Source organism: Lacihabitans soyangensis (assembly GCF_024343775.1).
Taxonomy (GTDB): Bacteria; Bacteroidota; Bacteroidia; order Cytophagales; family Spirosomataceae; genus Leadbetterella; species Leadbetterella soyangensis.
The window spans coordinates 166,438-187,421 of record NZ_RJUF01000180.1; the positions used below are offsets into that span (position 1 = coordinate 166,438).

The following is a 20,984-nucleotide window of genomic DNA, read 5'->3' on the forward strand; positions in this document are numbered from 1 at the left end:
AGTTTTAAATTTCTCATATAATTAGGGAAGTCTTTTATTTATTTGCATTGCCTGGAGTTATCCAGTTGGGTGCCAAAGGGCTTTCTTTTTGAGGGCCGTAGTCCTGCACCTTCTCGCACCAAGGGCATTTAGTCTTAATATTCTTCAGCTCAAGAGCCACTTGTACGCCATAATTAGCTTTACAACTACTGCAGTTAACCACATCATTATGCAGCTGCAGTTGAGAATTATCGGGAATGGTATTAGAATTCATATCCTATTCAGCAGTTTTTTAAAGGTTTTCATTTTTTGATGATACTCAGCCCGCATATGAAACTCCGTCTCTGGGTCCTGTATCACATCTTCACAAGCCGCTATCTCATTCTCCAGAAGTGTTTTAGCGTCTGGTATTTGCTCCAGCTTAATGCTTGAGTCATTAATCGCGTCAATAGTCTCTTGTAGGTTCATGATTTCTTCCTATTTTTATATTTATCAATACCAATATCCACCAACAGGTACACGCCCAAAGCCGCCACACCACACCAAAGAGCCAGATCTATACATTCCTTTTTCATGGCATCACAAGTTTTTGTCGTTTCTTCAATCCATCCACATTCGTTTTGGCCAGCTCTTGAGCTTCAACCAACTTCGTCAGAGCCTCTACCACCTTCTTAGTAGGCAGTAATCCAGCCTTTCCGGCCTTAACATTTCTCACACAATCCTTCCCTACAGCAGTCAGGAAAAAATTGTCATAAACCACGAGCTGCTTTCTTTCAAAATGCGGAGCCTTCAAATACAAATCATCAAAAAGACCCCTCCAATAGCCCACATCTAGCATTTCATTCTCTGGTTTTTCTACTTTTTTTAGCATTTTAAGGTAGTTATACGCTATGAATTAATTATTTTACGCCGTTTCTTTACGTTGTAATTTTACGGCGTAACAAAAGTATCAAACAAAGTAATAATTAGCAAATAAAGTGAGACTTTATTTCATTATTCTTTGCAATAACCTCAAACAAAGTAAGAATGTCCGATTTTAAAGAGAGATTAGCCAAGCTCATGAAAGAGCGAAACTTTAACAGTTCAACGCTAGGAGAAGCCTTAGGATACAAATCCACTTCTACAGTTTTGAAATGGATATCAGGCAAAGGAATGCCCGATTTACATAAAATTCAAGATTTAGCCAAGACCTTAGACGTAGACCCAGCATACCTACTATTCGGCACCCAACCGCCCAAACAATATGCAACAGAACAAAAACTAGGTCAATTTTTAGAGCCAAACACACCATACGGCATATCTCCCGAAGAGCTCATAGAATTTTACAAATGGAAGGCCAACAAAGCCACAGAAGAAGCCCAAAGAGCCAATCTTCAAGTCGAAAGACTAAAGAGTACTGAGGTGGATGCTAAGTAGCCCAAACTAACACGCAAAAAAACGACATTATACCCACCAGTTATACAAGTAGCATAGGCATGCTAGCATTAAAATTAATGACAAAATACTGACACCGAGTGAACAATATGACAACATAAAATCCAAAATGACAACTTCAAAAAACCTATAAAAACCTTATTATCAACAACATAAACTAAGTATTACCAAATTAACGCTGAATTCGAATCCCTGCGTCTCCACGAATACTAATCGTAACTATTTGATTACTAAATAGTTACGATTTTTTATTTGCGATTTAGCCCACATTTAGCCCACAATTTTTATTTAGGATAATTTTTGAGGTAATTAAATAACCAAAAAAGCCACTCTCAGAAATTTATTTTCCGAACGGCCAATTCATGAATTTTTACTCACATCTCACCTCGATCACCTCATTCAGTTTAGTAGTAAATCGTCTAGAAAGCTTCTCCTGTTTCGCTTTTTAAACTCGAGCTTGGTCTTGTATCGCCAACTTTTCTTTTTGTCGACCTATGTCAGTAATAAGCTTATCTATTATACTAATCAATATTTTGGGCCATGGGTTAGGTGCCTAAATGGAGATTTAAACATTCATTATGAAGCTTCTCCATATAGGACATCAACAAATTTAACATTAGCTGTAATGTCAATGATGGGGATTTGAGAATTCATTCCGAAGCAGAATACAAGAGCAGGTTTGAATATTTACTTCAAAAAGGAGTCGATATGAGTAACGACCCCTCCTAGAAGTTCTTTAATTGTATTCTAAAAACAGGTTAATCAATTTTCAAAACCTTTCTAATGAATGGAAAGTTATGACATTTTGACCAAGCTGAGCTCTAGTATATTCTTTTATTTCACGAAATTGAAATTAACTGAGCCTCCAATGTTTTTCGGAAAAACAAGGTTGGTTAGCACAGCCTGACCTTCGTTTGCGAATATTTCAACAATTGATTTATCAACGAAAATATCTAACTTAATGATGTTGTTTTCGGGCTCTACAGTCATTCTTTCAACGCTTGGAAATTTTTCATTGAAATTTACTACACCTGATTTTGTTCTGTCAAAGCTCAGTTTTTTGGTGATTGAATCATAATTTATGGTTGATTTTTCGTCACCATTTTTTAATAAATCAATAGAAAATCCTTTTGAATCTGTCAGGTCTATTGTGAAATTCAGACGATAAGAATTGCTTTTCATTTCAATGGTTTTTCGATTTGCTGAGTTATTCATACTGAAATTGAGCACTTCGGTTTGAATATTATCTGAAAATATAGGTTTCTGAACCATCTTATATTTCCCATTTTTTTCAATCAAGGAAATTTTTCGGGGCATCGAAAACATTGCTCTTCTGCCTTCAGCTGTAAGATCAACTGCGTAAGCCCAATTGTTCACCCAAGCCATAATTATTGGGTTCTTTTCTTTTTCAGGTAGATTATTGAAGGGCACAGCCGCATAAAAATCTTTACCGTAGTCTATTCTTAAAACCCCTGTTTGAGCATCCGGCGTGAATTTTTTTCCATCAAATTCACCAACAAAATACTGCATTCCTACATAATCCGTATCTTCATGTGCACTCGATATCATTGAAATCCACTTAAATTTATCACTGTTTTCAATCGGTACTTTAAATAGCGATGGACATTCCCATATTTTAGCATAATCTCCAATTTTTCCAAATTCGCTCACTAATTCCCAGTTTTTTAGGTCAGCTGATTCATAGATTTGGGCAGTATATTCTAGCGATTTTACGACAATCATTTTCCATTTGCCTTCATGCCAAAAAACCGATGGGTCTCGGAAGTCAGTCATTTTGAGGTCAAGTATGGGGTTTTTATCGTAGAATTTCCATGTTCTTCCTTTGTCCGAACTATAGGCCAAACTTTGTGCTTGCCCGATACCTTTACCATCCTTCTCAATATGGGCAGTATATATTGCTACCATCCCAGACTTGAATCCTTCTTCAAAAAGTCCAGATGTATTTAAAGTATCTATCACAGCACTTCCCGAGAATACCATGTTTACAGATCCATCGGAATTCTTGGTTTCTGGAATGGCTACTGGCAATTCTTTCCATGTCTTAAGGTCAGCTGACACGGCATGACCCCAGCTCATGTGGCCCCATTTTTCGCCAAAAGGATTATATTGATAAAATAAATGGTACTCGCCGTCTAAATGTACCATGCCGTTAGGGTCATTTACCCAGTTTTTTTCTGAGGTATAATGATAGTCAGGATGATAAGTTGTCAAATCTCTTTTGCTATCTGCCGATATGGTGGTACAAGAATAAGAAATGATGGCAATTATCAGAATGATAAATATATTTTGCATTGAATAAATGTTTAAATAATATATTAAGATTTAAAAAAATGGTAGCAGTAAATCAACCACTACCATTTTGGACAATCAAATCCTATGAAGATTTATTTTAATACCCTGGATTCTGTTTGTATAATCCATTGGTAAAGGTAATTTCAGCCTGAGGTATTGGTAAATACTCATCTCTTCCTGCAGTAAATTTGGCAGTTGCTAAAAATGTTCTTCTTGTTTTTTCTTTATCGATATATTTGTTTAGTGTAGCCTCTGCTATGCCCCACCTTACCAAATCAAAAAAACGTGGGCCTTCTGTGGCAAACTCTAATCGACGCTCCCATTGTAAAGCTTTAAAAGCGAAATCTTTTGTCCAACCAGTAGCTGAATAGGGCTTTACATTATAATTAGAAGAAAAAGTGCCATCGGCTTTCTTAAGACGCTCGGTGCTTATTGCTGCTCTCTCTCTGACTTGATTGATAAGTGGTAGGGCTTTGTCTTGTTCGCCAAGTTGAATGTATGCCTCTGCTTGTATTAACAATATGTCATCATAGCGGAGTACATCATAGTTTTTGGCTGTTCCCATGAATGGCCCTAATTTGAAATAAGAACCGCTTGAGGCCAATTGCTGAAAACGCATGGTGTGATAATTTCCGTATACACCTGGGTCTCGAACCCAACTATTGCTAAACAATTTCGTATTATCGTATTTGTAAACATGGCCATCAATTCCAACGGTATGGTCAAGTCTTGGATCTACTGATTGTTTTGACAAATCGGCAATGCCTTCGTTAAATGTATCGAAGTTCGGCCATCCGTTGGCATCCGTTGTATGTGCATTCACCAAGTTTTGGCTACCAGCGTGGAATCCACAACAACCATACTGAGGTGCACCATGTGGGTAGTTTAGGCCATCTTCATAGCTCATTCTACCAGCAGTTGTACCGTCATTTACTGTAAATTGAATGGCAAAAATGGATTCTGGGCCGTTTTCTGTTTCTGGCAAAAAGTTATCACCGATGTCCTTGCTTAATCTATACTTACCTGAACTTATGACAGATTGAGTCAATGTTACCACCTCTTGTAATCTCGTTTTGTTGATATTGGTCACTTTATGGGTGGCATCTTGTTCATATGCTTGAAATAACCTCAACTTGGCCAAATAAGCCTGGGCTGCATATTTATTTGCTCTACCCAATTCTGGCTGGTTTGTTGGTAAATTGTCTATTGCAAATTGAAAATCCGCGGCAATTTTATTCCAAGATTCTTCATTACTAAGTGTATTTGAAACCTTCAAAATGTCTTCTTCAGTGGCGGTTTCGTCAAATATTGGAATGTTTTTGTACAAAAGTTTCATAGTAAAATAACTATGGGCTCTCAAAAACTTAAGTTCGCCTAATCTTACTTTTTTGTTTGGGAAACTTGTCTCATCGAGATTATTTACTGCTCTTATGGCCACGTTTGCTCTAGAGATTGATTTGAACAAGTTTTGCCAAGTTCTTGTAACAAAGGCACCCATGGAAGGCGTTACAAGATTGTAATGTTCCAATGCATCAATTTCACCGACATCACCCGTGCCACCACCGCCTTTGTAGGCGTCGTCAGAACGCACCGAGCCATAAGCCCACATACTGTAGATTGGTCCAATCATGTCGCCGTTGCCAATGGCGGCATAAGCAGAGGTCACCAAGCCATCAACCGCTGTTGGTGAGGTTAGGTCTGATGAAGAAAGAACACCTTTGGGAGTGTACTCTAGCACGTTTTCGCAAGAGCTGAATGCCAGCAAGCTAGAGGCTAAAACTGTTATAATAATTTTATTTTTCATTACTTAAATTTTTTAAATTTATTTCAAATTCACTTGTTTATCAAAAGAACGCATTAACACCAAACGTGTAAGTTTTTGGAATTGGAATTGGGTCAAGATCAATACGTTCTGGATCTGGGCTTAAATAGCTTTTGCTTTTTATCCAGAAAATATTTTCAGCCATACCAAAAATACGAACACTTGAAAATACCTTTTTAGGGTTCAAATTATAACCCAGCTGAATGTTTCTCATTTTGAAATAAGAGGTATTTACTATGAAATAATCGGAAGTACGACCCTCGCCATTGTTATCTTTTAGTGTCAAGGCAGGTACTCTGGTATCAGTATTCTGAGGGGTCCATGCATTGAACACGCCGGGTCCTACATTTTCTCTACTTCTCATGAGGTTGTTGAACACTGTATAGACATCAAATCCTTCTCTCCCAGCAACACCAGAACCAAAGACAGACAAATCAAATTTTTTGTAGGCCAAATCAACTCTCAATCCGTATTCCAATGACGGAAGCGTAGTTCCTATCCAAGTTCTATCGAGGTCATCTATTCTGCCATCGTTATTGATATCTACATATTTTATTCTACCTGGACCTGCACCTACTTGGTCAGCGGCTGCATCAACTTCGGCTTGAGACTGGAAGAGCCCGTCTGTTTTATAACCGAAAATATCAAATTGAGAGTGTCCAATGATAGTGTTGACTAGGTTTCCTGCATAAGCTGGACGTACGTTTTCAGGTAGCTCTGTTATTTTATCTCTAAAATGAGTCAAATTGGCCACAACATTATATTTTAAGTTGTTATTTGTGTTGCCTTTATATCCCAAAACAAACTCCCAACCTTTATTCGACTTTGCAGCACCATTTACGGCTTTTGTTTGGCCTTCGCCAAGCGTGGCTGCCACTGGTGGCGTAATTAATATACCTGATGTTTTTCTTGAGAAATAGTCAAATGAACCGAAGAATTTATCTTCCATCAAGCCGAAATCAAGACCAACATTGATCTCATCAGTAGTTTCCCATTTAAGTGCTGAGTTGGCGGCTTGCGTTTGAACAAAGCCTGACGGCAAAGTACCCGTATTGGCTCCACTGAGGGAATAGGCGGTGCCGATGTTCATGTATTGTTCCCAAAAACCACCTACTAACTGAGCCTGAGTAGTTCCATATCTTGTATCGAAAAGACCAAAACGAGCTAAGTCACCGATTTGTTGATTTCCAACACGACCCACACCGATTCGTGCTTTTAACTCACTAAATACTTTACTATTTTCCATGAATCGCTCTTTGTCAATTCTCCAACCAGCTGAGGCAGCCGGGAAAATACCATATCTGTTGTCCGCACCGAATCTTGAAGATCCATCACGGCGGACGGTTATGGCAAGGAGATATTTATCGGAATGGTTATAATCAACACGGCCAAATTGAGAGAGTAATCTATGTCCTGTTGAGCTACCCGAAACTGTGGTATTACCAGTACCAGCATTTAAAGTGAAATAGTCTTCAGATTGAAGGGCAAATCCTTCTTTTTTGGTTGTTTGGAAATCTACATTTGTGTTGATGTATTCTGTTCCGACCAAAAAGTTGAAATTGTTTGTTTCGTTCAGGTTCCAGTTATAACGGACCGTATTCGACCAAGTAGTACTTAAATAATGATTTTGGTCAAAAGTAAGACTATTGGTGGTACGGTTAAAAGCACCTTCAGAAAAAGTAGGCGTGATTACCTTATTTAAGAACCGAGCATCGTCAGCTCCTAAATTTGACTTGAAAAACAAGTTTTTAATTGGCTGAATTTCTAAGAAAACATTACCGAAAGTACTTTGTCTGTTGGCATTGTTCCATTTGGCTATGTCCTGCATGTGAAGAGGATTGTTTCTATCCGAATATCCACCGCCCGAAGCTCCGGCATAAGTACTTCCGTCTTTCTGGTATACCGGAATAGTTGGAGCCAAGGATACAGCCAAAAAGGTTGTAGAGGCACCACCTAAGTCTCTTGCCGTAAGTGTTTCATTAGAATTGGCTATTCGAAGGTTTACACCAAAACGAGCTTTATCGTTAAAAGCACGTGTAAGGGCATTAATGCTTCCACTCAGTCGCTCATAGCCAGTGAATTTTAACATGCCAGTGTTTTTCAAATGGCCCAAGTTTATTTCTAAAGAAGAATGTTTGTTTCCGTATGAGGCTGTTAGGTCATTTTTAACAACTATGCCAGTTTTGAACATTACACTTTGCCAATCGGTGTCGCCAACAGGTGTATTAGCATCTCCACCCACAAATGGCTTAGCACTTACACTGTTCAAAATTGGGTTTGTGAAGTTTTTATTCCAATCAAAATTGTATATTTCTCCATACCCAGCCGCTGGGTCTTGACCGTCGTTTACAGAAGCCTGCCAAAGAGCTTTACCTCTATCTACCGAATTTAACATATTAAAACGCATAGATTTTTCTGACTGGGCAGAAACACTGCTATTGAACTGAAACTCTACCTTTCCGTTGGTATCTCCACCGTTTTTGGTAGTTACTATTATGACGCCATTAGAGGCTCTTGCACCATAAATAGACTCTGCTGATGCGTCTTTTAAAACCTGAACAGACGCAATATTGGCGGGGTTCATGTTTTGGAATACTTCTGGACGAGTAGTAGGAATTCCATCAATAATATAAAGTGGGTCGTTGTTTCCGAGTGTATTGGCTCCACGAATTAAAATCCGGCCGTTTGATCCGTTTGGTGAACCGTCTTTTTCGATGTATAGCCCTGAAACCCTTCCTTGAAGTGATTGCATAGGGTTTCCCGAGCTATTATTTTTAACGGGTTTTAAATCTACCACAGCAACTGAACCAGTCAAGTCGGTCTTTTTTTGAGTTGTATAACCCACCACTACCAATTCACTCAATGCTTCACCAGCAGAAAGTACTATTTGGAGGTTATTTTGGACAGCAGTTAGTACTACATCTTTAGATTGGTAGCCAATAAATGACACAGTTAAAGTACCGGCATCTTTGGGCACCTCTAATAAAAATTTACCGTTTACGTCGGTAGTGGTACCCTTGGTGGTTCCTTTGAGAGTTACACTTGCACCTATTAAATAATCATTGGTGTCGCCCCCCTTTACCACACCAGAAATAGTCCTCTGGGCAATAGCCAATTGCAACGACAACAACATTGCAATGAAAGATAATAAAGTTTTTTTCATCATTTTGAAAGGTTTTAATTAAACATAAGTTAAAAAGGAATTATACTATAAATCGCTCAATTTGAGTTTCTTAGAAATTAGAAGCTGAATCTCTTCTTTCGAAATAAGGGGTGATGCCCCATGATAAGTAGCTACCAAAGCCCCCATGGCACAAGCCTCGATTAGGGCGTTTTGGACAGGATTGTTTTTTAGGAAATTAGAAATAAAGGATGCTAAAAATGAATCGCCACTACCGATAGTATCCACAACTTCCACTTCAAAGCCTGCACTTTTGAAAAACTCATTGTTGTGCAAAAGCAAAGCTCCATCTTCGCCGAGTGTTACACAAATTGTTTTAATTTTAAACTTTTCTGACAAACGACTTAGGTTTTCTTGAATCGTTCCCGATGGGAAAAACCACGCAGAAACTTCGGCAAGTTCTAAATGATTGAGTTTCAGTAAATCAGTATTATTCAATAAAAACTCAATCGTTTCTTTGTCATAATAAGGCGGACGTAAATTAATGTCCAACACCTTAAATGAAGCAACCGCCAAAAGTTTCTTGAGGGTTTCAAAAGTCTGTTCCGACCTTGCTGAAAGGCTTCCAAAGACAAAGCAATCTGATTTTTTTACTGCTTCCAGTGTCTCTGTTTCTAACAAAATATAATCCCACGCAACGGGCTTTACGATTTTGTAGCTTACGTTATTTTTATCATCCATGTTCACTTTCACCACCCCTGTTAAGTGCGTTTGTCCATGTTGGATAAATTGCGTATTTAGACCATTTTCTTCAACAAAATCTATCAGTTCAGTACCTAAATCGTCGGTGCCAACCCTACTTATGACAGTAGCGTTATTGCCAAAGTTTTTTAAGTGAATAGCTACATTCATTGGGGCTCCGCCAGGCATTTTTCCTGTGGGCAACATATCCCAAAGCATTTCGCCGAAACAAACGATGTATTTTTGATTGTTTTCCATGATTCTTTTTTAATGAACTAAAACAACTGAATCCATGTTTTCCAATGATTTCCCTTTGGTTTCGGGCATGATTTTCCATGCAAAAAGCAATTGCAAAACCATCATAAGAGCAAAAAAAGCAAAGACGATTCCGCCACCGAAGGTTTCGGCGATATAAGGAAAAGTAAAAGTGATGATACTCGCCATCAACCAGTGCGTGAAACTGCCCAAGGCTTGACCGTTAGCACGAACTTCGTTAGGGAAAATTTCGGAGATAAAAACCCAAATAACGGCACCTTGTGAAAAGGCAAAAAAAGCAATGTAGGCAAACAAATAGAAAGGAACATTCATGCCCATTCGTTGGGTAAAAAATGCTTGGGCAACCAAAAACAGTGTAAGAATAAGTCCGCACGAACCTGCAATCATTAAAGCTCTACGGCCAAATTTATCAATCAATGATATGCCTAAAAGTGTAGAAACGAGGTTGATTAGTCCAATCCCTGCTGATGAAAGCAAAGCCGAATCTTTGCCTATTCCTGCCATTTCAAAAATACGTGGGGCGAAATAAATAATGGCGTTAATTCCCGAAACTTGATTGAAGACTGCAAATAAAACCGCCAATATAATAGGTTTACTGTAACCCTTTTGGAATAATGAAATCTGTACTTTTGAAGTATTTTGTTTAATCGAAGAAATGATTTGTTCGGCAGAATTTTCGTCAATCGTAAGTAGAATTTTACGAGCAGTTGAAATATCACCCCTTTTCAGAATCAACCAACGAGGGCTTTCTGGAATTAATAAAACCGTAATAGTAAATATAATTGAAGGAAAAGCCTGCACGCCCAACATCCAACGCCATTCGTTTTCACCAATTCCAGACAATAAATAGTTAGAAAGGTATGCCATCAAAATACCAAAAACGATATTGAACTGAAACATGGCTACTAAACGACCACGCTTGTGAGCAGGAGCGATTTCGGAAATATATAAAGGAGCAACCACCGAAGAAACGCCAACGCCAAGCCCACCCATAAATCTAAAAACCAAGAAAACTGACCAATCAACGGCGTAGGCTGTGCCAAGTGAAGAAACCAAATAAAGTAATGCAATAATAAGAAGTGATTTTTTTCTGCCTAATTTTTCGGCAGGAATACCTCCAATTACTGAACCAACAACTGTACCGATTAAGGCAATAGAAACCGTTACGCCATGCTCGAAGGAATTGAGATTCCAGAGTTTTTGAAGCGTTTGTTCTACGCCCGAAATAACGGCAGTATCGAAGCCAAATAGAAAACCGCCGAGTGCGGCAGAAAGTGACCAGAAGAATATTTTTAGATTTTGATTCATTTCAAACTTGTTGAGTTTTTTTTGATGAACCAAAATTACAACTAAACTTTAAGGGTGGATTTTAGTATTCATTCAAATACTTATGATTTTGATACATTTTTATAAGTTATTGATAATCAATAAAATAGTATTATTTTTACTTATATTTTAAATTTTAGATACTATAATTGTAACACGAAATATCACTATTGTTACAATTAACCATTTCGCCATTCAGTAGGCGTTTGATTGGTTTTTTGTTTGAAGAAAGTCGTGAAATAACTTGGAGTACTGAAACCCAATTCGTAAGCTATTTCGGCAATATTTTTTTCTTGTTCTTTCAATAAAATCTTTGCTTTTTGGAGTTTGTATTCTGCAATATAATCCGCTACATTTTTGTTGGTCAATGCAGATATTTTTCTAAATAGTTGCACCCTCGACATTCCCATTTCGTGACTTAATTTCTCAACCGAAAGCGTACTATCTTTGATGTTTTTGTCAATTAAAGCTTCAAATTCTAATAAAAATCTGCGTTCTCCTTTTTGCAATTGATTGGGATTAATGACTTCATTCGAGAATCTTCGCCTCATTCTATCACGATTTTCTACCAAACCTTTTAGTTTTTCTTCCAACAACTGTTGGTTAAAGGGCTTCAAAATATAATCATCCGCACCTGCTTTTGTACCTTCAATCTGACTTTCGATTTGACTTTTAGCGGTCAATAGTATCACTGGAATATGCGATGTTCTGAAATCAGACTTTACTTTTTGGGTTAAAGTAAAACCGTCCATTCCCGGAAGCATCACATCACAGATAATAACGTCAGGAATATACGACAGAATTTCTTGCCAGCCATGTTCGGCATTTTCTGTGGCAACAACATTATATTGTTTTTCTAATTTTTGATTTAAAAACAAGTTCAAATCTCGGTTATCTTCGATAAGAATGATGGTATTTTCAAAGGTATGTTTGGCGTTGTTTTTAATTAAATTTGCTTCGTTATCTTCAAATTCACGAATTATTTTAGAAGAAATCATAGCAGATTTTTCTTCCAAAACGTGCTTCGTTTCAATTATTGGCAAGATAATCTTGAAAGTTGTGCCTTTGTCTTTTTCAGAGTTTATTGAGATTTCTCCACCATGCAGCGTTACAAATTCTTGTGAAAGTGCCAAACCCAAACCCGTTCCCAATGAAATGTTTTTATTTCCTCTATAAAACAAATCAAAAGCGTGTGCTTTTTCTTCTGCGTTCATACCGATGCCATTATCGGCAATATTGATTTCGATTTTATCAGTATTCTTTAAAATCGAAACATGAATCAAGCCCCAGTCAGGGGTATATTTAAAGGCATTTGAAATGATATTGAACAAAACTTTGTCTAATTTTTCAGCATCAAAAGCAAAAGATAACTCCTTAAATGGACTGATAAATTGAAGGTCAATGTGCTTTTGTTTGGCTTTAACGCCAAAATCTCCAACAATATCTTTGATAAAAGCAACTAAATCATTTTGACTTAGTTCTAATTCCATTTTTCCTGCATCCAACTTTCGCATTTCTAAAAGTTGATTAACAAGCCGCAAAAGGCGATTGGCATTTTTGTAGATCAGTTGTAGCGTGCCTCGGGTTTCTTTTATATCTGTATTTTTTCGTTGAAGTAAGTCTTCAGTGGGAGTAAGAATAAGGCTCAATGGCGTTTTGAATTCATGAGAAATGTACGAGTAAAATCGCATTTTGTCTTCAGTGGCTTTTCGAGCTAATTGCGATACTTTTTCTATTTCATTTTTTTGTTCAAGAATTGCTAAATTTTGTTCCTCCAAAATCCTATTAGAATGTTGTTTTTCCTGCAAAAGAAAATATAAAATGGCTCCCAAAATCACCACAATAGTAAGCAGAGCACTAATAAAATAGAGTCTGTTTCGCTGAGTAGAATAAGTTTTATTTAACTCTGTAATTTTTAAAGTTTCCCGCTCAATTTCGACTTGTTGTTCTTTTATTTTCTGAATTTGTGAGAGCATAATATCCACATTATCTGACGTTATTACATTGGTCAAAAGTGTATTTTCTTTCTTAAAGGGTTGTTTTTTAAGAATTTTTATAGCCGTTTGAATTGCCTCTGCCCCCCCAGTTGGATACAATAATGTAGCATTCAGAGTGCCATTTTTTACTTCTTGCATACCTTTTGTTACGGGAATAGCATCAATACCAACAAAGAATAGATTTTTAGATTTACCCTCTCTTTCTATTGCTTTGTATGCGGTTAAGGCAAGAAAATCGGTGTGAGCAAAAATAATATTTGTTTGAGGGTGCTCCTTCAGGATACGTGGAATGTTCGTTTTGATGTCCTCTATGCCATTTTTTGTTTCGAGAGATTCTATTATTCTAAGATTTGGAGTGTCAGCAATCGCATCTTTAAACCCCCGATTTCGTTCAGTTGCAGGTGATGATGTCATTTCTAATTGTACCTCGATGATATTACCTCCATCTTTAAATTGACTGGCAAGGAATTTACCAGCAGTCTTGCCTATTTCATAATTATCAGCACCAATGAAGGCCGTGTAATTTCTAGATTCGGTTTTTCGGTCTACAAAAACAATAGGAATACCGGCTTTATAAATTTCTTCGATTGCAGCAGTTAGAGGCTTTGATTCATTGGGTGTAATAATTAACAAATCAATTTTTTGCTTTGCTAAGGATTTTAATTGTTCAATTTGCTTTTCGGTATTGCTATAAGATTCAATGGTTTCCAACTTTACATCTGGATGAAAAGCTAATTCTCTTTTCATTTCGCTATTCATCACATCTCGCCATTCATCGTGGCAGCATTGCAAAAATACAATGCGGTACTTGTGTTCTTGTTGATAAGAACACGAGGTGATTGCAATCAAAATAAATGCAATGAATGAAACTTTTAAAACTGGAGCCTTCATCTTTCAAAATTATGCAATTACTTGATGAAAGCATTATTAAAAAACGAACAAGTAATATCAAAAATGTTACATTAACATGAATTCGTAATATTGATTGGAATAAAATAATTGTTCAAGATAGATTTTTGTTTACTCGTATTGGACAATCTATTATTTAACCCTAATTTTTCTTCTTGTTCACCATGATAAAACTTATAAAGCTTACTTCGTACATTATGTTCTTTGTCAGAAGTTTCAAAAAGGAACTTAGAAGCTATGAAATTAGCCTTAGAATACTATAAGAAAGCTAGAATATAGCTTCTCAATTGACGGATTCTGAAATTATTACGATAAGGATTCGGTTTCACTCTAGGGCTCATTTGTCGTTTTAAGCTTTACTACTTGCTAGTCATCAAAGAAAAATCGATTCAATTGTATCCTAGCGTGGTTTGTTACACCCGTTTTATTGAATTACATACGAAGGTGTCAATGACATTTATACTTTTTTGAAAGAGTTTGAATTGTGAAAGTGAGCTATTTTATGAATTTAAAGACGACAAAGCGATAAAATTTTGCCGAATTTAAAGGATTACAACGATCATACTCTAGCTCAGGTTATTGAATTCCAAATTGCTCTTGATGTTCACTTTTTAGAAAAAACCGCTTATCCCAGCATCTTGAATACAATTCAGCCATTTATAAATACCTACAGTGCTGACACCATGCAAAAAAAACCTAGGCAAAAATATGGAGTCCGTAAAATCTTACAACTAATTGCATCTCCAAAATTTAAAAGCGTAACTATTTACATAATAAACATTTGGTTTTTTTTATTTGAAGTTTAGTTAACATTTAGCACACATATTTTGTAAAGTTGTAATGATTAAAGGCTAAAGATTAATCAAGGTAAAAAAACCAGTATTGTTCCGCCAGTTGCATTAATAAATATGTATATATTTACTCACAACAAACCTCAATCACCTCATTCAGTTTAGTAGTAAATCTTCTAGAAAGCTTCTCCTGTTTCATCTTCCACACCCGATCCTTATCTTGTATTGCCAACTTCACTTTCTGTTGACCTATGGCTGCATTAAGCTTGTCAACTGTTCTCATTAAAATTTTATGCTGTGGATTTGGAGCCTCAAAAAGCGTATGCTGTATTTCATTCTCATTACAAAAATCCAATAGCATTACGCCAGCCTTTTTATACTGGTAGCCTGGTTTGAATATTATCTCAAGCCCTTGAAGTGCATACTTCGTAATATCAATGCTTGAATTTGTTGCATAAGGAAGTCTAACCACGATGCTTTTGTTATACTGCGGTTGGTCAGTTCTGAAAAAGTTTGTATTCAAAAACACCATGACGGCATTACAGCAGCTATTTTGTCGCCTTAATTTTTCAGCAGAAATTACTACAAAAGTACTGACACGCTCTTGGAGGTCACTAATGTTAGTGTAGCTTCGGTCAAAAGACCTTGTGGTTGCAATGTTTTTTTTAGGTGCTTTTTCCTCTAGACCCAAGGTTTCAATGCCTTTGAGTTCTTTTTGTAGCCGCACACCAACTATTGCCATGTTTTTCTTAACCCACTGGTCGTTTAATTCCGTAAAATCGTATGCGTTGACTACCCCAATTGCGTTTAACCTTTTGGCATGTTGTCGGCCAACACCCCATACATCCTCGATTTTAAGCCATTTTAGAGCTTTAATTCGTTTTTCTAAGGTATCCATCACAAAAACACCTTTGGTTTGCTCTGGGTACTTTTTTGCTATTCTATTAGCCACCTTTGCTAGAGCTTTTGTCGGAGCAAAACCTACACTGACTGGAATTCCTGTGGCTTTTCTAACGTGGTAGGCCATTTTTTCACCATATGCCTTTAGATCGTAGTTTTTTGTAAAGGACTTAAAATCCAAAAAGGCCTCATCAATACTGTAAATTTCTATCTCTGGGCAATAGCCCTTCAAGAGGTCCATCACCCGGCTACTCATATCACCGTACAAGGCAAAATTGGCGGAGAATACTTTTACATCATGTTTTACGAATAGCTCCTCAAATTCGAAAGCTGGAGCACCCATTGGAATACCCATGGCCTTGGCTTCATTGCTTCGAGCTATAACGCAACCATCATTGTTACTAAGCACGACTAAGGGCTTGTTGTTGAGGGCTGGATTAAATACTCTTTCGCATGAAGCGTAGAAGTTATTACAATCTACTAAACCATACATATCAAAAAGACTTTATAACATTCGTCACAATTCCCCAAATCATAAAATCATTTTCTTTGGTTACTAAAATAGGTTTGTAACTTGCGTTTGCAGGCAAAAGCCAAATGCTATCTTTTTCTATTTTTAGGCTTTTAACAGTGAATTCACCATCAATATAACAAACTGCCACTTTGCCAGTTGCCGGTTCAAGGCTTTTATCAATAACTAAAAGGTCACCATCATGAATGCCTAGGTCTTTCATTGAGTTACCTCTTACTTTGCCAAAGAATGTAGAGCTCGGGTGTTTAATAAGTTCGTGGTTAAGATCGATGGCCGTGTCTATAAAGTCATCGGCAGGCGATGGAAAACCAGCCGAAATACCTTCTTTCACAAATGGAAGTTTGAGGGCAATGTCAATTGAAGCAGGAAATATCTGAATTTTGGGTAAGTTGAAGTTTCTAAAAACGGTCATTTGTTATGTATTTGAAGCACAAATTTGATTGTAAAATTTCTACCTAGTATCAACAAAATACATAAATCTTCAAGAATGCTACAATTTGGAGCATTCAATATCAATCTTTGTAAAATTCTCAATTCTTGTATAAACCCACAAACGATTAAATTAAATTTTATGAAGTTGGAAAGAGAAATTAAATTGCTAAATTTTATTTAGATATTGACATGGGCACTCTTTATACCTTGTTTTATTATCCTATTCAACTTTTTTTTGCTGCACTTTTACAAAAGTATCATGGACCATGGAACTCTTGGAAATATCAAAATAATACAATGCCAAAAAATAAATATATCACCAATTTAAGCTCGAAAACACATTTAAAATGTAGAAATAATCTATATTTATGAAAGTTGAAATCTAATCACTGGATACTATTTAAAAAAAACTGGTGCACACACCTAGTGTGTTCACCCAAAATACGCCTCAAAATAACCTACACACCATGAACACACCTGTGAACACACCCCGCACACAGGGTGTGTTCATATGGCAAAAATAGGTGAACACACGTCATTTCACCGAGGTGAACACACCTTTAGCAAAAGTGAACACACCTAAAATAAAGTGAACACTTATTATTTGTCGGACAAACTATAACAGAAGATAGCAATCTTAAAAAAATGCAAAGAAAATAGGGATCCAGACGACGAAGAAAGAAGAAAAACTTACTATATATACTACCCAACATTGACATGAGACCCACCATTACCAAAATGAAAACCCAAAATTATTATTCGTAAGGATTATTTTATCTAATAACCTAATCGAGCATATTTCATACAAGATGATACTCTAGCCAGTGAACTTACGCAACTAGGAAGATTATTGGTAAATAATCAGTGTACTCTTATCCTCAATACTACTTTGGTTTGTAAGCACCTTTTACTTTACAAAACTTACTTATTCTGCAGCATCAGACACAATAATTCTTTTATAGATATCAAGATTCATACACATCTAGAATTTGGTCTTATAACCTGAATGAAGACTGATTATGTATTTTTCTTATGTTTCACTACCACAACATTTTTTCCTAAGAACTTGATTACGATTTGCTTTTCATTCAAGAGAATATTTAGATAATTGGAACTTCTTAAAGAAACTGGAGTTTTATGGTAGCTTAACTAAATTTTTCACTTTATTTAGAAATGATTATAGCTGGATGTTATTTCAGAAGGCAGCTAAGAATTGTAATTATGATATTTAAGAAACCTTGTAAGACTCAACTCTATTAATAAAAATGAACAACAATGACATTATTTGGCAAGATATTGATCCTATTGAGACTCTGAAGTTTTGGGATTGTATTTTAAAAAACAAACCTGTCAAGGTTACCAAGATTGATGAGCCGTCAGTTGTGAAAAAAGACTTTGAGGACTTAACAAACTTTTTAGGACCATTTGTAAGCCGTGATGGCTGGAGCATCCCAAATGCTCCAATTTCTGCGAACTCGGTATTCAAATATGGAACCGAAAACATACCTGTTAAACTGACAAAATCAACACAAATCGACTATCCATATAGTGCGGTAGGTAAACTATTGTTTGCTCTTGTTGTAGACGACGAATATTCACTTTTTGAAGGTACTGCTTTTGTTTATCAAACAAGCAATGAGAATGCCATTTTTACCGCTGGCCATTGTCTGTTTTCTGAGCATGACCTAAAGATTCCTAGGCAATGGGCCCAACATGTGATTTTTATTCCATTCTTCGAGATGGAAAATAGGCCGTTATTAGATTATTTTGAAGCAGGAGAAGTTTATGTTGCAAATGGTCTAGGTGTGGCAAGGAAATGGTATGAATCGAGTTTAGATAAAAGGTATGGCTATGACCTTGGTTGTTTAACACTCGAACCGAGTTTACCAAAATTGCGAGACAAGACTGGTTCATTAGGTTGGATAGCAGGTGATTTTGATATTAACAAGTATAATAACTTTCAATCTATAGGGTATCCAGTTGGAAAGGAGTTTGAGCCTGGTGGTCTTTGGGCTACGAATTTTGAATTATTATTCCTAAACTTCATCGGTGGAGAGCCACACATTAGAATGAAGGGTAACCGCTTTAGCCAAGGAGCAAGTGGTGGCCCGGTTTTAGTTTCAGCAATTGATAACCCTAAACAGTATTACGCCATAGGTTTGAATGCATGTCTTTCCGATTATGGCCCAGATTTTCATTATTGGGATTCCCCACGTTTTGGCAGAACATTTTTGTCAATGATTGATTTTTTGGAAAACAAATAAATTTCTCATTCTAGGTGATTTTCTCATCCTTAGAACCAATTTGCCATAAAACACAACATTACAACTAGTTAACCACCAGACCAATTTCCAGAGGCAAAACCCAATAAACTGGCTGTCCTCTGTTGTTCCAAAGTCAAGTTGTTCCAATTTGTAGTTACCGAAAGAGGTTCAGGTGCCGTTCCACTCCAAGAAGCACTGCTCCATCCTAATTGCACCCATAAATTCTGTAATCTGACAGGAATACTTAACCATTCAAACTTCCTCCAGTAGGCCATCATATTGGCTTGTAAAGTGGCTTCCGACACCGAAGGGCCATTCCATAGTAGTTCATCGTAGCCCAACAACTTTGCTGTATTTACTTGACCAGGTAACAATTGATTCCATGGTAAATAAAAAGCTGATGGAAAACCACTCGGTATTCCGTCCCAATTTTTATTGTTCCATCCAAAATCTCCCCACAATTCTTGAGCATTTAAAGGCAACTGCTCCCAAGAAAAGCTACGCCAGTAGTCATCTCCGTTGCCCATGGCTTGGGCGTTTTCTAAGCTAGGCACAGGTTGAAAACAACTCATGCTATGAAGAACACTCAATTGGTTTAAGCCTTGAACATATGCACTACTGCCTGACATATTGTTTAACCAGTTTTTTACCAACTCAATTCTTGTATTTGCTACTTGATTTGAAATGCTTTGATATTCAGTCATGTTTAGGTTCAGCTTTGCCCGATAAATATTAAAAATACTACCCAATGATGAGGTTGCATGTTTTCCACTTCCGACACTATATTTAATCACAGCAGAGGTAAAATAAAAATAGATAGAAACACTACCATCAGTGTTGGCTTGAATGGCATGTTGCACCATTATCACGACTTCCGGCTGGTTTGGAGCTGAATAAGCAGCTTGGACTAGGTTTTGAACACTCATTTGAAGACGTGACTTATCAGCATCCGTTATTCCAACATATGTATTTATAGCTTGTTGGACGTATGTAGGCCAATCAGATGCACCACCAATAGTTACATTATCACCGTATTCCTGGCTAAACAAAGTATTAGATATACAAGTTTTGACTTCGCTTATCCAATTCAATAATGCACCCTGGTTGGCAGTTTGTGCTGGATCCAATGGATTATAACCTGATTTTACCCGAGCTATCTCTAATATCGAAGCACAGCCTGTTGCAGGCGATGCCGCAAAAGCATTTAAGGTAGCCTGATTCCAAACTCCGCTACCGCCACTATTTTGAACTTCAGCAGCTACACTCGCATCTTTTGCCAAGGCATTACGCCAGTCTCCAATAAGTTGTGGATTGACAACAATCGTATCCATATTAAAAATGTTAGAAGGTTTACGCTTTTGTTAATTTCGTGGTATTATTGGCCATCCAATCAATTACATTGGTAAAACCTAAACCTAAAAACTGTTCGGAATTAGCCTTGAAATAACTTGCTGACTGTGCTGTTAAGGAAATTGTGGTACCCTGCTCCACAACGGTATATGTTGGAAGCTGCTTTACCTTCTTATCAAAAATGCCATTTTTTTCAGGTGGGTAATAACTAACGGATAAAGTAGTTTTTTTCCAAACTAAGCCCAAGTTGCCATCTGAAGACTGCATGTTTTGAACAATAAAGGACAAAGTGATAGGCGATCCTTCAAAATCACCAGCCAACAAGTCTTCAAGTTGAAGCTGTTCAGCTATTTCTGTTCTATTTGCTACGGGTACACCGGCAGTGACGAAGCAAGTATTGATAAGGTCGACAATGGTGTGAACACTGTCTTTACCTTGAATAGGACCACTAGAAACACCTACAATAAAAGGAGCTCCATTGAACTGGTTCAAATAGGTCTGAAAATTAAGATCGGAACTTATTGCCCAATTCACCCTATTTTGTAAAAATTGAGCTAGGGTTGATAAAACATTTGCAGGACTGGCCTGAAAATTCGCTAGAAATGTAGAATACTCCACCGTACCTTTTGATGGAACTGGGGCTTGCAAATTACTTGCCTGAGCCATAATATTTTCTCTGTCTGTTCCAGTCAAACAGGTTAGAACGAAGAATAGATTTTTTGAATTAGTATCCATGGTATAAATTTCTTTAAAAATTATGTAACCGAAACTTGAGGTTACAAACGACAAGTTTCGGT

Annotated in this window: 15 protein-coding genes; 2 read left to right on the forward strand and 13 right to left on the reverse strand. The window is 36.9% G+C overall.

Annotation, left to right across the window (positions count from 1 at the left end; translation table 11 throughout):
- Positions 1-34: 34 nt before the first annotated feature.
- The 3 genes from EGI31_RS19610 to EGI31_RS19620 form a co-directional block, all read right to left on the reverse strand.
- A complete protein-coding gene (locus tag EGI31_RS19610) occupies positions 35-253 on the reverse strand; it encodes a hypothetical protein (RefSeq protein ID WP_255038856.1) in 219 nt (72 codons plus the stop codon).
- Entirely contained in the window at positions 250-447 is a 198-nt protein-coding gene (locus EGI31_RS19615; protein ID WP_255038857.1) for a hypothetical protein, read from the reverse strand. Before EGI31_RS19615 ends, EGI31_RS19610 begins: the two co-directional genes overlap by 4 nt.
- Before the next feature lie 103 nt (positions 448-550).
- Positions 551-850, reverse strand: a complete 300-nt coding sequence (locus tag EGI31_RS19620) for a hypothetical protein (RefSeq protein ID WP_255038858.1) — start codon at positions 848-850, stop codon at positions 551-553.
- Between the two features lie 155 nt (positions 851-1,005).
- On the opposite strand from EGI31_RS19620, the gene EGI31_RS19625 reads away from it, so the two are divergent.
- On the forward strand, positions 1,006-1,395 hold the full coding sequence (locus EGI31_RS19625; protein WP_255038859.1) for a helix-turn-helix domain-containing protein: 390 nt from the start codon (positions 1,006-1,008) through the stop codon (positions 1,393-1,395).
- Between the two features lie 852 nt (positions 1,396-2,247).
- On the opposite strand, the gene EGI31_RS19630 is transcribed toward EGI31_RS19625, so the two are convergent.
- From EGI31_RS19630 to EGI31_RS19665, 8 genes are all read right to left on the reverse strand, one after another.
- A complete protein-coding gene (locus tag EGI31_RS19630) occupies positions 2,248-3,726 on the reverse strand; it encodes a glycoside hydrolase family 32 protein (protein ID WP_255038860.1) in 1,479 nt (492 codons plus the stop codon).
- Positions 3,727-3,823: 97 nt separating this feature from the next.
- Complete coding sequence (locus EGI31_RS19635) at positions 3,824-5,530, reverse strand: RagB/SusD family nutrient uptake outer membrane protein (RefSeq protein ID WP_255038861.1); 1,707 nt, start codon at positions 5,528-5,530, stop codon at positions 3,824-3,826.
- A gap of 40 nt (positions 5,531-5,570) precedes the next feature.
- The gene (locus tag EGI31_RS19640; protein ID WP_310586233.1) at positions 5,571-8,714 is read right to left on the reverse strand and encodes a SusC/RagA family TonB-linked outer membrane protein; all 3,144 of its coding nucleotides are present in this window, start codon (positions 8,712-8,714) and stop codon (positions 5,571-5,573) included.
- Positions 8,715-8,756: 42 nt separating this feature from the next.
- Positions 8,757-9,668, reverse strand: coding sequence for a carbohydrate kinase family protein (locus tag EGI31_RS19645; RefSeq protein ID WP_255038862.1), 912 nt, complete (start codon positions 9,666-9,668; stop codon positions 8,757-8,759).
- 9 nt (positions 9,669-9,677) lie between these two features.
- Positions 9,678-10,994, reverse strand: coding sequence for a sugar porter family MFS transporter (locus tag EGI31_RS19650; protein ID WP_255038863.1), 1,317 nt, complete (start codon positions 10,992-10,994; stop codon positions 9,678-9,680).
- Between the two features lie 197 nt (positions 10,995-11,191).
- Positions 11,192-13,900, reverse strand: a complete 2,709-nt coding sequence (locus tag EGI31_RS19655; RefSeq protein ID WP_255038864.1) for a substrate-binding domain-containing protein — start codon at positions 13,898-13,900, stop codon at positions 11,192-11,194.
- A gap of 936 nt (positions 13,901-14,836) precedes the next feature.
- Positions 14,837-16,102, reverse strand: coding sequence for a Y-family DNA polymerase (locus tag EGI31_RS19660; protein WP_255038865.1), 1,266 nt, complete (start codon positions 16,100-16,102; stop codon positions 14,837-14,839).
- 1 nt (position 16,103) lies between these two features.
- On the reverse strand, positions 16,104-16,553 hold the full coding sequence (locus tag EGI31_RS19665; protein ID WP_255038866.1) for a LexA family protein: 450 nt from the start codon (positions 16,551-16,553) through the stop codon (positions 16,104-16,106).
- A gap of 1,285 nt (positions 16,554-17,838) precedes the next feature.
- On the opposite strand from EGI31_RS19665, the gene EGI31_RS19670 reads away from it, so the two are divergent.
- Complete coding sequence (locus tag EGI31_RS19670; protein WP_255038867.1) at positions 17,839-18,837, forward strand: trypsin-like serine peptidase; 999 nt, start codon at positions 17,839-17,841, stop codon at positions 18,835-18,837.
- Between the two features lie 68 nt (positions 18,838-18,905).
- Here EGI31_RS19670 and EGI31_RS19675 read toward each other — a convergent pair whose 3' ends face one another.
- The gene (locus EGI31_RS19675; RefSeq protein ID WP_255038868.1) at positions 18,906-20,168 is read right to left on the reverse strand and encodes a hypothetical protein; all 1,263 of its coding nucleotides are present in this window, start codon (positions 20,166-20,168) and stop codon (positions 18,906-18,908) included.
- A gap of 19 nt (positions 20,169-20,187) precedes the next feature.
- The gene (locus tag EGI31_RS19680; RefSeq protein ID WP_255038869.1) at positions 20,188-20,922 is read right to left on the reverse strand and encodes a hypothetical protein; all 735 of its coding nucleotides are present in this window, start codon (positions 20,920-20,922) and stop codon (positions 20,188-20,190) included.
- Positions 20,923-20,984 lie beyond the last annotated feature (62 nt).

Excerpts from the sequence above, each read along its gene's own strand:
- EGI31_RS19610 (WP_255038856.1), bottom strand. The coding sequence starts at position 253 with ATGAATTCTAATACCATTCCCGATAATTCTCAACTGCAGCTGCATAAT.
- EGI31_RS19615 (WP_255038857.1), bottom strand. The coding sequence starts at position 447 with ATGAACCTACAAGAGACTATTGACGCGATTAATGACTCAAGCATTAAG.
- EGI31_RS19620 (WP_255038858.1), bottom strand. The coding sequence starts at position 850 with ATGCTAAAAAAAGTAGAAAAACCAGAGAATGAAATGCTAGATGTGGGC.
- EGI31_RS19625 (WP_255038859.1), top strand. The coding sequence starts at position 1,006 with ATGTCCGATTTTAAAGAGAGATTAGCCAAGCTCATGAAAGAGCGAAAC.
- EGI31_RS19630 (WP_255038860.1), bottom strand. The coding sequence starts at position 3,726 with ATGCAAAATATATTTATCATTCTGATAATTGCCATCATTTCTTATTCT.
- EGI31_RS19635 (WP_255038861.1), bottom strand. The coding sequence starts at position 5,530 with ATGAAAAATAAAATTATTATAACAGTTTTAGCCTCTAGCTTGCTGGCA.
- EGI31_RS19640 (WP_310586233.1), bottom strand. The coding sequence starts at position 8,714 with ATGATGAAAAAAACTTTATTATCTTTCATTGCAATGTTGTTGTCGTTG.
- EGI31_RS19645 (WP_255038862.1), bottom strand. The coding sequence starts at position 9,668 with ATGGAAAACAATCAAAAATACATCGTTTGTTTCGGCGAAATGCTTTGG.
- EGI31_RS19650 (WP_255038863.1), bottom strand. The coding sequence starts at position 10,994 with ATGAATCAAAATCTAAAAATATTCTTCTGGTCACTTTCTGCCGCACTC.
- EGI31_RS19655 (WP_255038864.1), bottom strand. The coding sequence starts at position 13,900 with ATGAAGGCTCCAGTTTTAAAAGTTTCATTCATTGCATTTATTTTGATT.
- EGI31_RS19660 (WP_255038865.1), bottom strand. The coding sequence starts at position 16,102 with ATGTATGGTTTAGTAGATTGTAATAACTTCTACGCTTCATGCGAAAGA.
- EGI31_RS19665 (WP_255038866.1), bottom strand. The coding sequence starts at position 16,553 with ATGACCGTTTTTAGAAACTTCAACTTACCCAAAATTCAGATATTTCCT.
- EGI31_RS19670 (WP_255038867.1), top strand. The coding sequence starts at position 17,839 with ATGAACAACAATGACATTATTTGGCAAGATATTGATCCTATTGAGACT.
- EGI31_RS19675 (WP_255038868.1), bottom strand. The coding sequence starts at position 20,168 with ATGGATACGATTGTTGTCAATCCACAACTTATTGGAGACTGGCGTAAT.
- EGI31_RS19680 (WP_255038869.1), bottom strand. The coding sequence starts at position 20,922 with ATGGATACTAATTCAAAAAATCTATTCTTCGTTCTAACCTGTTTGACT.